The organism is Komagataeibacter melaceti, from assembly GCF_003403295.1.
GTDB classification, from domain to species: Bacteria; Pseudomonadota; Alphaproteobacteria; order Acetobacterales; family Acetobacteraceae; genus Komagataeibacter; species Komagataeibacter melaceti.
In genome coordinates this window covers 1-13,549 of the sequence record NZ_QUWV01000174.1, presented here as the reverse complement: position 1 = coordinate 13,549, position 13,549 = coordinate 1, and the positions used below count along the sequence as shown (strand labels likewise).

The 13,549-nt window shown below is 58.7% G+C and carries 10 protein-coding genes and 1 pseudogene; 6 read left to right on the top strand and 5 right to left on the bottom strand.

Annotated elements, in window-relative coordinates; all coding sequences use genetic code 11:
• Positions 1-193: 193 nt before the first annotated feature.
• Positions 194-826: a hypothetical protein gene (locus DY926_RS17110; RefSeq protein WP_148707821.1), complete on the bottom strand. Its 633-nt coding sequence runs from the start codon at positions 824-826 to the stop codon at positions 194-196.
• Positions 827-1,239: 413 nt separating this feature from the next.
• On the opposite strand from DY926_RS17110, the gene DY926_RS17105 reads away from it, so the two are divergent.
• A complete protein-coding gene (locus DY926_RS17105; protein WP_148707820.1) occupies positions 1,240-2,190 on the top strand; it encodes a hypothetical protein in 951 nt (316 codons plus the stop codon).
• A gap of 276 nt (positions 2,191-2,466) precedes the next feature.
• Here DY926_RS17105 and DY926_RS15575 read toward each other — a convergent pair.
• A pseudogene (locus DY926_RS15575) lies at positions 2,467-3,105 on the bottom strand (SOS response-associated peptidase).
• Positions 3,106-3,369: 264 nt separating this feature from the next.
• Between DY926_RS15575 and DY926_RS15570 the strand changes: the two are divergent.
• From DY926_RS15570 to DY926_RS15560, 3 genes are read left to right on the top strand one after another with little or no spacing between them, the layout of a single operon-like run.
• A complete protein-coding gene (locus DY926_RS15570) occupies positions 3,370-4,146 on the top strand; it encodes an ImuA family protein (RefSeq protein WP_116704195.1) in 777 nt (258 codons plus the stop codon).
• Complete coding sequence (locus DY926_RS15565) at positions 4,046-5,584, top strand: Y-family DNA polymerase (RefSeq protein WP_274541810.1); 1,539 nt, start codon at positions 4,046-4,048, stop codon at positions 5,582-5,584. Before DY926_RS15570 ends, DY926_RS15565 begins: the two co-directional genes overlap by 101 nt.
• A complete protein-coding gene (locus DY926_RS15560) occupies positions 5,581-7,302 on the top strand; it encodes a PHP domain-containing protein (RefSeq protein ID WP_241503266.1) in 1,722 nt (573 codons plus the stop codon). The genes DY926_RS15565 and DY926_RS15560 overlap by 4 nt, the downstream gene beginning before the upstream one ends.
• A 413-nt stretch (positions 7,303-7,715) precedes the next feature.
• On the opposite strand, the gene sodC is transcribed toward DY926_RS15560, so the two are convergent.
• A complete protein-coding gene (gene sodC / locus DY926_RS15555; RefSeq protein ID WP_116704194.1) occupies positions 7,716-8,246 on the bottom strand; it encodes a superoxide dismutase[Cu-Zn] in 531 nt (176 codons plus the stop codon).
• 332 nt (positions 8,247-8,578) lie between these two features.
• Between sodC and DY926_RS15550 the strand changes: the two genes are divergently transcribed.
• Both DY926_RS15550 and DY926_RS15545 read left to right on the top strand, forming a co-directional pair.
• Positions 8,579-9,739 (top strand): hypothetical protein, encoded by a 1,161-nt coding sequence (locus tag DY926_RS15550; RefSeq protein ID WP_116704193.1) that lies wholly within the window; start codon positions 8,579-8,581, stop codon positions 9,737-9,739.
• Between the two features lie 61 nt (positions 9,740-9,800).
• On the top strand, positions 9,801-10,883 hold the full coding sequence (locus DY926_RS15545; RefSeq protein WP_116704192.1) for a glycosyltransferase family 4 protein: 1,083 nt from the start codon (positions 9,801-9,803) through the stop codon (positions 10,881-10,883).
• Positions 10,884-10,912: 29 nt separating this feature from the next.
• Here the strand turns inward: DY926_RS15545 and kdsA are convergent, their stop codons facing one another.
• On the bottom strand, positions 10,913-11,761 hold the full coding sequence (kdsA, locus tag DY926_RS15540; protein ID WP_116704191.1) for a 3-deoxy-8-phosphooctulonate synthase: 849 nt from the start codon (positions 11,759-11,761) through the stop codon (positions 10,913-10,915).
• Complete coding sequence (locus DY926_RS15535; RefSeq protein WP_116704190.1) at positions 11,761-13,392, bottom strand: CTP synthase; 1,632 nt, start codon at positions 13,390-13,392, stop codon at positions 11,761-11,763. Before DY926_RS15535 ends, kdsA begins: the two co-directional genes overlap by 1 nt.
• Between the last annotated feature and the right edge of the window lie 157 nt (positions 13,393-13,549).

The window sequence follows — 13,549 nt, the reverse complement described above, 5'->3', positions numbered from 1 at the left end:
CACGAACTGTTGCCATGGAACTGGCACCCCATGACTGATCTTCACAAAAAGGCCGCATGATCAACGGCGGCCTTAAGCGGCCGGTTACAGTTCACGAAAGATTTTATCGATAATATCGTTGCCAATATTTAGTAGAAGACACTATTGATTGGTGCACTTGACCCCGTATAAAGGATACAAATATTATTTGAGTCTATTTTCTCTTAAAAAAGTTTTTCATCCACGCAATTGAGTGATCGTACCAATTAGGGGTATATGCAGATGTTGGTAACCTTATAGATTTTCTCAAATCGACAGTAAGACTTTTAACCTCATTAGAAGCTTTCTTCGCGTTCTCTTTAGCTTGGGTCTGCGCCTCCATGCACTCGTTCCATAATTTGTGAAATTTATGCCAATTAACCCTTTGAATTTCGGTAAGGTTATTTGGAGGGTGTTCACTTAACAAATTTACACCTTGTAGATGCTCTTTAGCAATAGTGTTACATTGGCGCTTCTTCGCCGATGCAGACTTCTTGAGCGCTCGCCACTGCCGTATCGTACTGGAGTAATTGTTCAACGCTGCGCAGTTAAAAAGATAACGGCAACCTTGAATATAGTCGCAAAGCGCAGAGTGTGTTTCAACGTCGTACAGATCATTTTCCGTTGCTTGTTCAACAAGGCGCTGCATATCTTCTACTGTTTTTAACCTTAAATTATGCAGGTCAAGATAGTACTTGTTAGCAGCGATTTCGCGCTGTGAGTGCGCTACGGAGAACGCCGCTCCTGCAATTACTCCAGGAACTGCGATTTTGGCTATCTCATCAATTACATAAAAAAATGTCGCCATCTGAAAAACTTTCTATAATGATCTGATAATCTTAGACCAGCATACCCCTAACGGCGATGCCATGTCAGCCTACCGAGGAAAGGCTATGACGGGGGCAGCATTTGAACCGCGCCAAGTTTGCCGAAGATGTCCGCTTCGAATCTTATATTCGATAAAGCAGACCTGCCGTTCTCCCCCCTGAACTGCCTGTCCGCTCAAGGAACGTGAAGCGGACGGGCGGCAGACGCCTACATGCCAGACACTCAAGCTGCTATGACCTTTGCCCGAAAGCCGACATTGCCGGAGAACAGCGATAGACAGAGTTTGGACTAGTGCTCTTAGTTTTTGGTAACTCAGGATTGACGATCGCCATAAAAAGGCGCGATTATCTAGAAAAATAAGTTTGTTTTGTAAGATTTCTGTTATTAAGATTCATGTCAAATACTCCACGTCCTAATAGGATTGAACTCAATTATACGATTGAAGCCAGTGCAGTGGTGTGGCTAAGGTCGCTCCCGGAAGATGAACTTGGCCCCTCCATTCGGATGGTCGAAGATATTCAGACCGCTGTAATTGCAACTGCAACATCCTTCTCGTTTAGCGAGATTGTGGTCCGTAATCGCACTGAGCTTCTTGATGCTCTTCGCTTACTCGCTGAACGATGTGTAAGCGGATTTCGGCCGATCTTACATTTCGATTGTCATGGAAATCGTGAGGATGGCATACTGCTGGCGCCAAGTGGCGATATTATGAGCTGGAACGAGCTAGCCGATGCTCTTAGCGAAATTAATGTAGTCACCCAGAACAACCTTTGCTGCGTATTTGGCGTGTGCTTTGGACTAACCTTGTCTCAATCTTTGGATTTATTCAAACCAACGCCATATTTTCTGACAATAGCACCGGAAAATGAGGTTTTGGTCGGTGTGCTCGAAGATCATTTCCCATGCTTCTATAAAGAACTCTTCCGCACAAAAGACATCGCCGATGCATTTGATGCTCATCTCGCTCAGCACTTTAAGTGCTACCACGCTACAAAACTGATATTTACATCGTTAGTCGAGTTCCACGCTGTTAATCTTATAGGTAAAGGTCTTATAGAATTTCGGGAAAACATGGTATCTTTGGTTGAAAATTTAAGTAAATACGATGTACCCTCCAAACAACAACTTGCCAATACGCGTAAGGTGGTAAAAGAGACATTAAGGCCAAACCAGTTTTTTTTCGACTTTATCGTGGAGCGATGTTTGATTGGGCGTGATCCAGGTTTTGGGCTGCCCGAAATCGTACAACATGCTCGTGTGCGAAGGCAAAAAATGAATCAGAAAAAAAAGGCACAGGACAAGCGCGCAAAGGCCGGCAGATTACCGCGAGCCAAACCAGTTTGACGCGGTGACCTACCGCTGCTGCTTGCAACAAGCGAACATCAAAATAGTCCTGTTGTAATTTCAAAGGAGAGAATTGCTCGGCTGAAAAATAGACCCCTTTGACATTGCTTACGCAGTGAAACGTTGGGGAAAATTTCTTAGATTCTCTACTTTGTTCACGCGAATGATTGCTTCTTCGGTCGTGATACCACAAAGCAGACAAACCGCATTCTTCTCTTTATAGCCTGAAGCTGGACATTCCGTTTACCCCCCCCAAAGGCGACATTTAATAACTGCCTACCGCGGAGCATTTACCATCTTTAGGGCGTTGTCAGGTAGGGGGCGCTGCAATTGTAGTGCTTTGTCCGGGGGACCTTCATCCACAGATCCAGTTCTTCCGGCCGGGTCAGGATGACCGGCATGGCTTTCGGATGAATGGCACCGACCTCCCGATTGGCTGTGGTAGTCAGGAAGCCAAACAGGTTATCCGTCGTCTCACCATCCGCCAGTTTTCGTACTGACGTCCACTGTCACCAGACCCCTGCGAAAAAAGCCAGCGACTCCCCATCACTCTGGGCAAACCAGACGGGCCTGTTAGGCCCATCCGGCAGGCGCTCCGGTTCGCAAAAGGCCGTGAGCAGCACCAGGCAGCGATGCGCGACACTTTCCCAGCGTTTCCACCAGGTCGAGGTCGGATTGCGGATATTGGTCACACCCCGATCGACCCTGTGGCCTTTCAGGTAGCCCGGCGGCGTGGGCATGCCCCAGCGCGCCATGACCAGTTCCCGCCCATCCGCCGCGTTCCGCACGATGGGCGCCATGGTGTTGGGCCAGATCTCGGGCAGGGGGCCGGAGATTGCCGGTGCGGTCGGTCATGACCCTGGCCGCCTCCCGGATCGCCTGCTGGCTGCTGGTCATCGCATAGAGGTTGCACATCACGCCGTCCTTTCGCGAGTCCGGATATGGGTATCCTGCCGGGCGGTATCCACCCGGCAGGAAGGGGACGGCCGGACTGTCCCTGATAAATCCCTGTAATCTAGACAGTTTTCATCGCGCCTGGATCGGACGGCAGGCCTGTGGCCGCGTCCGGATCACAGCCGCTTTTCCAGAATGGGTTGACATTCGTCACCGTACTAGAACAAATAACGAACAAAATCACTAATTCCATGCCAGAAACATCCGAATGGACTGTCCGACCCCATGCCTGCACCCGAACCCCGTCCCGCGTTGGAGGCGCTGAGAGCACAGGTCAGCCGCCTTGAAGGCCAGGGCCGGCGCAGGCGGGGCGTGCTGCCCTTCGGTGTGCCTGAGATTGACGGTCGCCTGCCGGATGGCGGCTTGGCGCTGGGCGCGCTGCATGAGGCGGCAGGTGGCGGCCATGACGCCCTGAATGCAGCAGCATCCGGCCTGTTTTCCGCCGGGATCGCAGCGCGGACACGGGGCAAGGTGCTGTGGATCGCCACCCGTCAGGACCTGTACGCCCCGGCACTGCAGCAGGTCGGACTGTCGGCGCGACGGACCATTTACGTCGCGGCCAGTTCGGATGTCGATGTCCTGGCCTGTTTCGAGGAAGCACTGCGCCATCAGGGTCTGGGCGCGGTCGTGGCTGAGGTGGCCCGCCTGTCCATGACCGCCTCACGCCGCCTGCAGCTGGCGGCTGAGACATCCGGCGCACTGGGCATCGCCATACGGCGCTGGCGACGACAGACGGATGCGGCCGATTTCGGCCAGCCCACGGCGTCGGTCACGCGGTGGCGGGTCTCGGTCCTGCCATCCGTGCCGCTGCCAGTGCCCGGCGTCGGTCGGTCCCGCTGGCTGCTGGAACTCATCCGTGCCCGCGCGGGCGAATGCGCCGATTTCGAAGTGGAGGCCTGTGATGCCAAAGGGAGACTGGCACCGTGTCGTCTCGCTCTACCTGCCGCTCTGGCCGACAGACCGGATCAGGAAGCGGCTGGGGACCGACGCGCCCGCGCCTGACCGCCCACTGGCGCTGGCCAGACGGGAAGGGCGGCGACGGGTCATCCTGTCGGTTGATCTCGCCGCCCGCAGGTTGGGCCTTCGCCCCGGCACGCCTGTTGCGAAAGCGCAGGCGCTTTACCCCGATCTGCTCATCATGGACGCCGACCCGGACGGTGACCGGGCAGGGCTGGAGCGGCTGGCCCTGTGGTTCCAGCACCGCATCGCCCCCATCGTGGCTCCCGGTCCGCCGGACGGCATCGTGCTGGATACGACCGGTGCCGATCACCTGCATGGGGGCGAGGCCGTCATGTTAGAAAACATGGTCACACGCCTGAAGGAGTCCGGGATCACGGCCCGGGCCGCGATTGCCGATACATGGGGTGCGGCCCATGCGCTGGCGCGCTATGACCGGGGACGCATCACCCTCGTGCCGCCGGGTGAGATGGCAGCAGTGATTGCCGATCTGCCGATCGAAGCCCTGCGCCTGCCGGTGGATATCATCGATGGTCTCCATGGGCTGGGCGTGTCACGCATCGGCCCGCTGGCCAGCCTGCCGCGGCCGCCGCTGGCCCTGCGCTTCGGTCCGGATGTCGCCCGCAGGCTGGACCAGGCTTTTGGACGACAGGCAGAAGCCATTGTCCCGGTCCGGCTGCAGGCGCCGGTGCAGGTCAGCCGGAACTTTGCCGAACCGATCAGCGCGGCCGAGACCATTGCCCGCTACATCACCAAACTCGTGCCGCCCCTGTGCGCCGGGCTGGAGGAACGCGAGCAGGGCGTGCGCCGCCTCGACCTGCTGCTGCATCGGGTGGACAGCCGCACCGAGGCCGTCCGCGTGGCCACGGCCATGCCGGTGCGGGACGTCAGACGCCTGACCCGTCTGCTCTGTGACAGGATCGAGACCATCGATCCGGGCTTTGGGATCGAGCGCATGGTGCTGACGGCGTCGTTGGCCGAGCCGATCCTGCACCGCCAGGGTATATCCGCCCTGATCGAGGAAGAAGAGGCTGACGTTTCCAACCTGATCGATACCCTGGCCAACCGCGTCGGCATGCAGGCCCTGTATCGCTTCGCCCCGGTGGAAAGCGATGTGCCAGAGCGGGCCGTCTGCCGCGTGCCCGCACTCGCACCCGAGGACGGAAAGGAGTGGCCGGATCACTGGCCGCGCCCCACGCGCCTGCTGCCCCATCCCGAGCCGATCCAGACCATGGCGGTGTTGCCCGACCATCCGCCGGTCTTCTTCATCTGGCGTGGCATCCGCCGCCGGATCAGATGCGCTGATGGCCCCGAGCGGGTCTTTGGCGAATGGTGGAAAGGGGATGCCGAACTGACCACCGTGCGCGATTACTTCCGGGTGGAGGATACCAGCGGCGAGACATTCTGGGTTTACCGGACCGGGGATGGCGAACATGGCGAGACCGGTTCGCAGGGCTGGTTCCTGCACGGTCTCTTTGAATGAGCGTGCCATACGCCGAACTGCAGGTGACGACGTATTTCTCGTTCCTGCGCGGCGCATCCTCACCGATTGACCTGTTCGAGCAGGCAAAGGCCCTTGGCATTAAAGCGCTGGGCATCTGCGACCGCAATTCGCTGGCAGGCATGGTGCAGGCCCATGTGGCCGCGAAAGAGACCGGCATCCGCCTGGTCGTGGGCTGCCGTCTCGATCTAGCCGATTTCGCGCCCGTGCTGGTCTACCCGACGGACCGGGCCGCCTATGGCCGGTTGTGTCGGCTGCTGAGCCTTGGCAAGGCCCGGGCCGGGAAGGGGAAATGCCATCTGCTCTGGGAAGATCTGGTGGCATGGGGCGAAGGGCTCTTTGTGATCCTGCTCCCGGACACGGCGGATGATGCCTGCATCCTGCATCTGCGCAAGCTGAAGGACGCCTTTGCCGACCGGGCCTATATGGCGCTGACCTTGCGGCGCCGGCCCAATGACCAGATGCGGCTGTATGAGCTGGCGAACATCGCTCATCAGGCGCGGGTGCCAGCGGTCGTGACCAATGACGTACTGTTCCACACCCATGACCGGCGTATCCTGCAGGATGTGGTGACCTGCATCCGCAACCACACCACCATCGACGAAGCCGGCTTTGCCCGCGAGCGCCATGCGGACCGCTACCTCAAGCCGCCCGCGGAAATGGCGCGACTGTTCAGCCGCTATCCCGAGGCGATCGACCGGACCCGTGAGATCGTGACCCGCTGCCGCTTCAGCCTTGATGACCTGGCCTACCAGTATCCCGACGAGATGTCCGTCCCGGGCCAGTCACCGCAGCAGGCGCTGGAAGCCCTGACCTGGGAGGGGGCAACGGCGGCCTATCCTGAAGGCATTCCGCCCGAGGTCAGGAAAACCCTCAGCCATGAACTCGCCCTGATCGGGCGCATGGATTACGCGCCGTATTTCCTGACCGTCCACAGCATCGTCCGCCATGCCCGCTCGCAGGGTATCCTGTGCCAGGGGCGGGGATCGGCGGCCAATTCCGCCGTCTGCTACGTGCTGGGCATTACCGCCATCGATCCGGCATGGACGTCACTGCTCTTCGAACGGTTCGTCTCCGAAGAGCGCCGCGAGCCCCCTGATATCGATGTGGATTTCGAGCATGCGCGCCGGGAGCAGGTGATCCAGTGGATTTATGGTCATTATGGCCGCAACCACGCAGCCCTTACGGCCGTGGTTACGCGCTATCGTGCCAAGGGCGCACTGCGTGATGTCGGCAAGGTCATGGGCTTGCCCGAAGACCTGATCCGCACCCTGTCCGGCCAGATCTGGGGCTGGGGGCGGAAGCTGGATGAGGGCGCGCTGAATGAGACGGGGATCGACCTGTCCGACCGGCGCATCCGGCTGACGCTGGATCTGGCGCGCTGCCTGATCGGCTACATAGTCCCACTGATTTTTCTGCGTAAGGATATCTATAGTATTTTGGGTCCGTATTTCAGAATAGAATTTTCTATTGAAGATGGTGTGGGAATATTATTTGCAAATTCAGGTGTTGTGAAGAAAATTTATAATAATAGTAATTTAATTATATTCGCGTTAAATCTCGCCTTATGCACGTTCCTGTTTATGTGTTGCGATGTTTTTATTCAAAATGATACTGTATTCCAAGGGGAAGTTCCCCGAAGGGCATTACGGAAATTACTGCACCTTTTAAATCGGATCGGCCGGGAATGCAGGTTGTAGGGTAGGCAGTGAAAATAAAAGTAAAATGCATCGGTTGTGATGAGGTGTAATCCATATTTATTTAAAATATACAAATTGTTGTGTCGAATTTTCGCGGGGTATTATTTCTTATTGCAGTAGGGAGTCCATCGTGCCTAAAGGCGGTAGAGAAGTATCCATGTAATATGATGCGGCAGAAAAATTTAAGTCTAAGAACTATGACTGAAGTATGCGCTCCATTCATTATGCTGGATCGAAGCGTTCCAACGATATCGTAACCGCTCCGGCCTGTATCCGGTTCGGGTAATATGGTAGTTGTTTTGCGCCATATACAGTAAATGGAAATATTCGTGGAAGAAGTTTTGGATTCTGCTCAGAAAAAGGGGAGCGACATGCGCTCCCCATGGTAGCCGCGTCGCAGTTCTTGTAAAATCCTAACGGATCACACCACAGGCCACGCGGTCGCCTGCGCCGCCAATGGGCTGGCTCTGGTAGTCATCGGGGTTGGCGTGGATCACAAGGGCTGAGCCATCGGCATCGAGCAGGGCGGGGCGGCCATCCTTGCCATGCAGGGAAACCAGCGTGGAATAGAATTCCACTGTTGCCGTCCCGTCCATCGCGACAAAAATGTTGGGCAGGTCGCCCGCGTCATTCGCATTCGTGTTGAGCAGGCCATGCACAACGGGTGATGTCGCATGCACATGGGCACCCGCGCTGGTAAACTTCGGCGCCGCGCAGTCGCCCTTTTCATGGAAATGGATGCCATGCCAGCCGGGTGTCAGGCCCGTCGCCTCGACACGCAGCACGACGCCTTTGGGAGCATCCGTTACGTGAACGGTGCCGTGTGCGGTTCCGTCGCTTCCCAGCAGATTGCCCGCTGCGGTATCGGCCGCATGCGCTATGGACGTAAACAGGGGCAGGCTGAGGGCGAGGGCGGCAAGCAGTTCAAGGCGAGGCGTGAGCATAAGGATTTTCCTTTTCCAGCGCGGGCACGGGTCATGAACACCGATTGTGGTGCATGGTTCACTCTCGCAACGTGATGCAATTAAGAAAAAACCGCAATATGGGCAGGGGCGTCATGCGCCTCGCGGTCAGGTTCAGGACAGCCTCTGGCCTATATGTGCGTGGCGGCATAAAAGTAGCGGAAGCTGCAGAACAGGGTTGCGGCATCGCCCGGTAACCATTGCCGCAGAATGTGCCTGTTAACATAGTGATGGAGCCGCCCGGGGGACGATAAACGCACATCTATTATTTTCCGGAAAAACCATGTTACAATTCGAGATGTGAGGTTTCCCGTATGAAGATTGGCTTTCTTTTCAATCACGACTGTATCCACCAGATTTCACATACCGCACCAATTATCTGTGAACTTGTCGCGCTGGGGCAGGACGTGACGGTCATTACCTCCTCGGCCGAGCAGGAAGCCCACGTGCGCCAAACCATCACATCCTGTTCGGACCGGGTGCGCTTTGTGCATATCGGCATTGGGCGGCTGGCCACGGCCATCAATGTCGTGGCCCGTTCGGTCCTGCCATTCCGGCGGATTGCAAACCTGCACCAGAATGTGGGCCTGTTTGCAGGGCTGGATGCGCTGGTGGTGCCGGAAACGACTTCGGCCCTGCTCAAGAGCCATTTCGGGCTTGATATAAAGCTGATCTATTTCCCCCATGGCGCAGGGGATCGTTCCATCGGGTTTCGGGACGTGACGCGGTTTTTTGACCTGGTCCTGTTGCCCGGGGAAAAGACCCGTGACCGCATGCTGGCAAAACGGCTGATCCGGCCGGAGGGGCATGCGATTGTCGGCTACCCGAAATTTGACACCGTGGATTTTTCGGCACGCAGGCGCTTTTTTGATAATGACCGGCCCACGGTGCTGTACAACCCGCATTTCGATCCCATCCTGTCATCATGGTGGGACATGGGGCTGGACGTGCTGGAATGGTTTGCCGGGCAGGATGACTATAACCTGATCTTCGCCCCGCATGTCATGCTGTTCCAGCGCAAGATGCACGTATCGGTCGAACATCGCCGGATCCGCCTGCGCCGGATGATACCCGACAGGCTGCGTAACCTGCCCCATATCCGCATTGATACGGGCAGCCAGTATTCGGTGGACATGTCCTATACACGCGCCGCCGACATCTATCTGGGCGATGCCAGCAGCCAGATCTATGAATGGATATACCAGCCGCGCCCCTGCATCCTGCTCAACTCCCACGGGGCGGACTGGCAGGGCAATCCCAATTACAGCCACTGGAACATGGGGCAGGTGATTGACCGGGTCAGTGACCTGCCGCATGCGCTGGCGGTGGCGCAGGAACAGCAGCAGTTCTATGCGCAGCGGCAGAAAGACGCATTTCAGGCCACGTTCCATACGGTCCCCTCGCAAAGCGCGGCCAGTCGCGCGGCGCAGGAGATCGTCCATTTTTTGTCACAGGATAAAGCGCACGCGGCCTGAATACAGGCCGGAATATGACGCTATGATCGCGAGGGCCTGGAGAGGTCAGGTGGAGACCGGAATGCGTATTGCATATGTTATCAATACATTTGAAGGCGGAGGGGCCGCGTTACCTATTCCGGCTATTGTGGAAGTCTGTCGCCAGCATGGGCATGAGGTTCATGTCGCCGCCCTGATCCGGCGCAACGGGCGCGCCATGGGGGCGATGCAGAAAGCTGGAATTGAGGGGGTTGTGCTGGCGGATGGCAATGCATCCTCACGCCATGTCCTGTTCGAACTCGACAGGTGGGTGCGCGGCGTGCAGCCAACCCATATCTGGACATCACTGACCCGCGCGACGCTGCTGGGGCAGCTTGTTGGCGCGGGGCAGGGCATTCCCGTTGTAAGCTGGCAGCACAACGCCTTTCTGAAACCGGCCAACCTGACCCTGCTGCAGCTTACAAAAAAGCTGACCCGGCTGTGGGTTGGTGATTCCGATTACGTGACCGACCTTACCCGTGAGCGGCTGGACCTGTCCCCGGGGCAGTTGGCCTGCTGGCCCATTTTCCGCACCCATTCCGACATCCAGCCCGCGGCGGCGTGGAAACCGGGCGAGACCATACGCATCGGCTCGCTGGGGCGTCTCGACCCAACCAAGGGGTATGATGTTCTCTGTCGCGCCCTCATCCTGCTCCGGGCGGTCAAGGGACTGCCCCCGTTTCAGGTCACGATTGGCGGGGAGGGGCATGAATACGCAAGGCTGCAGGCGTTCTGTCAGCTCCATGGTCTGACGAATGTTCATTTCGCGGGGTATATGAATGACACGGTGGCGTTCCTGCGGTCATGCCACCTGTATGTCCAGCCATCCCGGGGGGAGGGGTTCTGTATCGCCGCGCATGAGGCCATGAACATGGGCCTGCCCGTAATGGGTAGCGCGGTGGGTGAGATGAACCATTCCATCAGGGAAGGGGTGACCGGCTGGAAAATACATCCCGACCGCCCGCATGAACTGGCCGCAGCACTGGAAAAGGCCCTGCGCCATCCGGAACGTCTGGCCGATATGGGCCGCGCCGCGCGCGAACTGGTCATGCAGCGTTTCAACCCGCAGGCCTTCGCCCGGGCGGGGGGCGACATCCTTGGGCGCATGGAGGAACTCCAGCCGTAGGATGTGCGCCCCGCCCGGTGCGGACCGGGTCAGATGATTTCGTCTGGCGGGGTCTGCTTGGTCAGGTTGTCGTAGCGGAGCAGGCTGCGCAGCAGGTCTTCCATGCAGGCGAGGGGCAGCATGGTCGCCCCGTCGCTGGGGGCCTGATCCGGGTCGGGATGGGTTTCGATAAACAGGCCGGCAACCCCGATCGCCAGCGCGGCACGTGCAAGGATGGGCGCGAATATCCGCTGCCCACCGGATGCCGAACCCAAGCCCCCCGGCTGCTGCACGGAATGGGTGGCGTCATAGATTACGGGATAACCCGTGCCCGCCATGATGGGCAGGGCGCGCATGTCATTGACCAGCGTGTTGTAGCCAAATGACGTACCCCGCTCACACAGCATGATCCGCTCATTGCCGGTGGAGGCGACCTTGGCCGCGACATTCGTCATGTCCCACGGCGCGAGGAACTGCCCTTTCTTGATGTTGACGGCAGCCCCCGTCTCGCCCGCGGCCAGCAGCAGGTCAGTCTGGCGGCATAGGAAAGCCGGGATCTGCAGCACGTCCACCGTTTCGGCCACGGCGGCGCACTGGTCGGGCAGGTGCACGTCCGTCAGCACGGGCACGCCGAAGCGCTGGCGCACCTGGCCCAGAATATCCAGACCCTGCGCCATGCCCACGCCGCGCGCGCCGCTGATGCTGGTGCGGTTGGCCTTGTCGAACGAGCTTTTATAGATCAGCCCGATGCCAAGCCGGGTCGCCATGCCATGCAGCGCATCAGCGACTTCCATGGCATGGGCGGCGGATTCGATCTGGCACGGACCGGCGATCAGCACGAACGGGGCAAGGTTGCCAACCGTAAGCGGGCCAATGTTAACAGCGCGGTGGACCGCCATTACTTCTTCGCCGCCTTGGTTACGGCCGCCCCGATGAAGCCGGAGAACAGCGGGTGCGGATCGAACGGCTTGGACAGCAGTTCAGGATGGTACTGCACCGCGATGAACCACGGATGGTCGGGATATTCCACAACTTCCGGCAGGATGCCGTCCGGTGACATGCCCGAAAAGCGCAGGCCCGTCTTTTCAAGCTGCTCACGGTAATGGACGTTGACCTCGTAACGGTGGCGGTGGCGTTCACGGATATCGGTGCGGCCATAGGCCTCCGCCGCGCGCGACCCCGGCGCCAGCTTGGCGGGGTAGGCGCCAAGACGCATGGTGCCGCCCATCTCGCCACCTTCGCGGCGGCGCAGCAGTTCGTTGCCACGCGCCCATTCGGTCATGAGACCGACCAGCGGCTGTTCCGTCGGCCCGAATTCGGTCGAGGAGGCATCGGGAATACCCGCAAGGTTGCGCGCACATTCAATCACCGCCATCTGCATGCCGAAGCAGATGCCCATGAAGGGAATGTTGTTCTCACGCGCGAACTTCACGGCGCGTATCTTGCCTTCCGACCCGCGTTCGCCAAAACCGCCGGGCACGAGGATCGCGTCGCTATGGGCCAGCGCCTGCACGGCGTCGTCCGATTTTTCAAAGCTCTCGGCCTCGACCCAGTTCAGTCGGACGCGGGCGCGGTTGGCGATGCCCCCGTGCTGAAGTGCCTCGATCAGGGATTTGTAGCTGTCGAGCAGGGCGGTGTACTTGCCCACCACCGTCACCAGCACTTCCCGGTCGGGGCGGCGGACAGCATCGACAATCTTCTCCCAGCGCGACAGGTCGGGATCGGGCGTTGTGGGCAGGCCGAAATAGCGCAGTACCTCGGTGTCCATCCCCTCGCGGTGGTAGGCGATGGGGCAGGCATAGATCGTATCCACGTCGTGCGCGGCGATCACGGCCTCGGGGCGCACGTTGCAGAAGCTGGCGATCTTGCGGCGCTCGGTCTCGGGAATTTCCCGGTCCGACCGGCAGACGAGCATCTGGGGCTGGATGCCCACGTTCTGCAGTTCCTTGACGGAATGCTGTGTCGGCTTGGTCTTGAGTTCGCCCGCCGCCGCGATCCATGGCAGCAGGGTCAGGTGGATGAACATGGTCTGGTTGGCAGGCAGGTCGTTGCGCAACTGCCGGATGGATTCAAGGAAGGGGAGGCTCTCGATATCGCCCACCGTGCCGCCGATCTCGACCAGCACGAAATCCACGTCATCGGTATCCGCGACGATCGTTTCCTTGATCGAGTCGGTAATGTGGGGGATGACCTGCACGGTCGCGCCCAGATAGTCGCCACGCCGTTCGCGCGCGATCACACCGGAATAGATCTGGCCCGTGGTGGCGTTATCGGCCCGCGTGGCATGCACGCCGGTAAAACGCTCGTAATGGCCCAGATCAAGATCCGTTTCCGCGCCGTCGTCGGTTACGAAAACCTCGCCGTGCTGGTAGGGACTCATCGTCCCCGGATCGACATTCAGATAGGGGTCAAGCTTGCGCATACGGACCCGATAGCCACGGGCCTGAAGCAGGGCAGCAAGGGCAGCCGAAGCGATGCCTTTGCCGAGGGAGGACACCACGCCGCCGGTGATGAATACAAACCGCGTCATGGATGGCCTTCCTACACTGCTTGTGCCCATGCTGCAAAGGCTACGATGCCGTGTTGCGGAAAAAATAAAAAAATGCCCCCGCACGCAGGTGCGGGGGCATCGGGCCGGATCGTGGTCGGTGGCCGGATCAGTTGGTGCCGGCGGGGCTGGAGGGGGC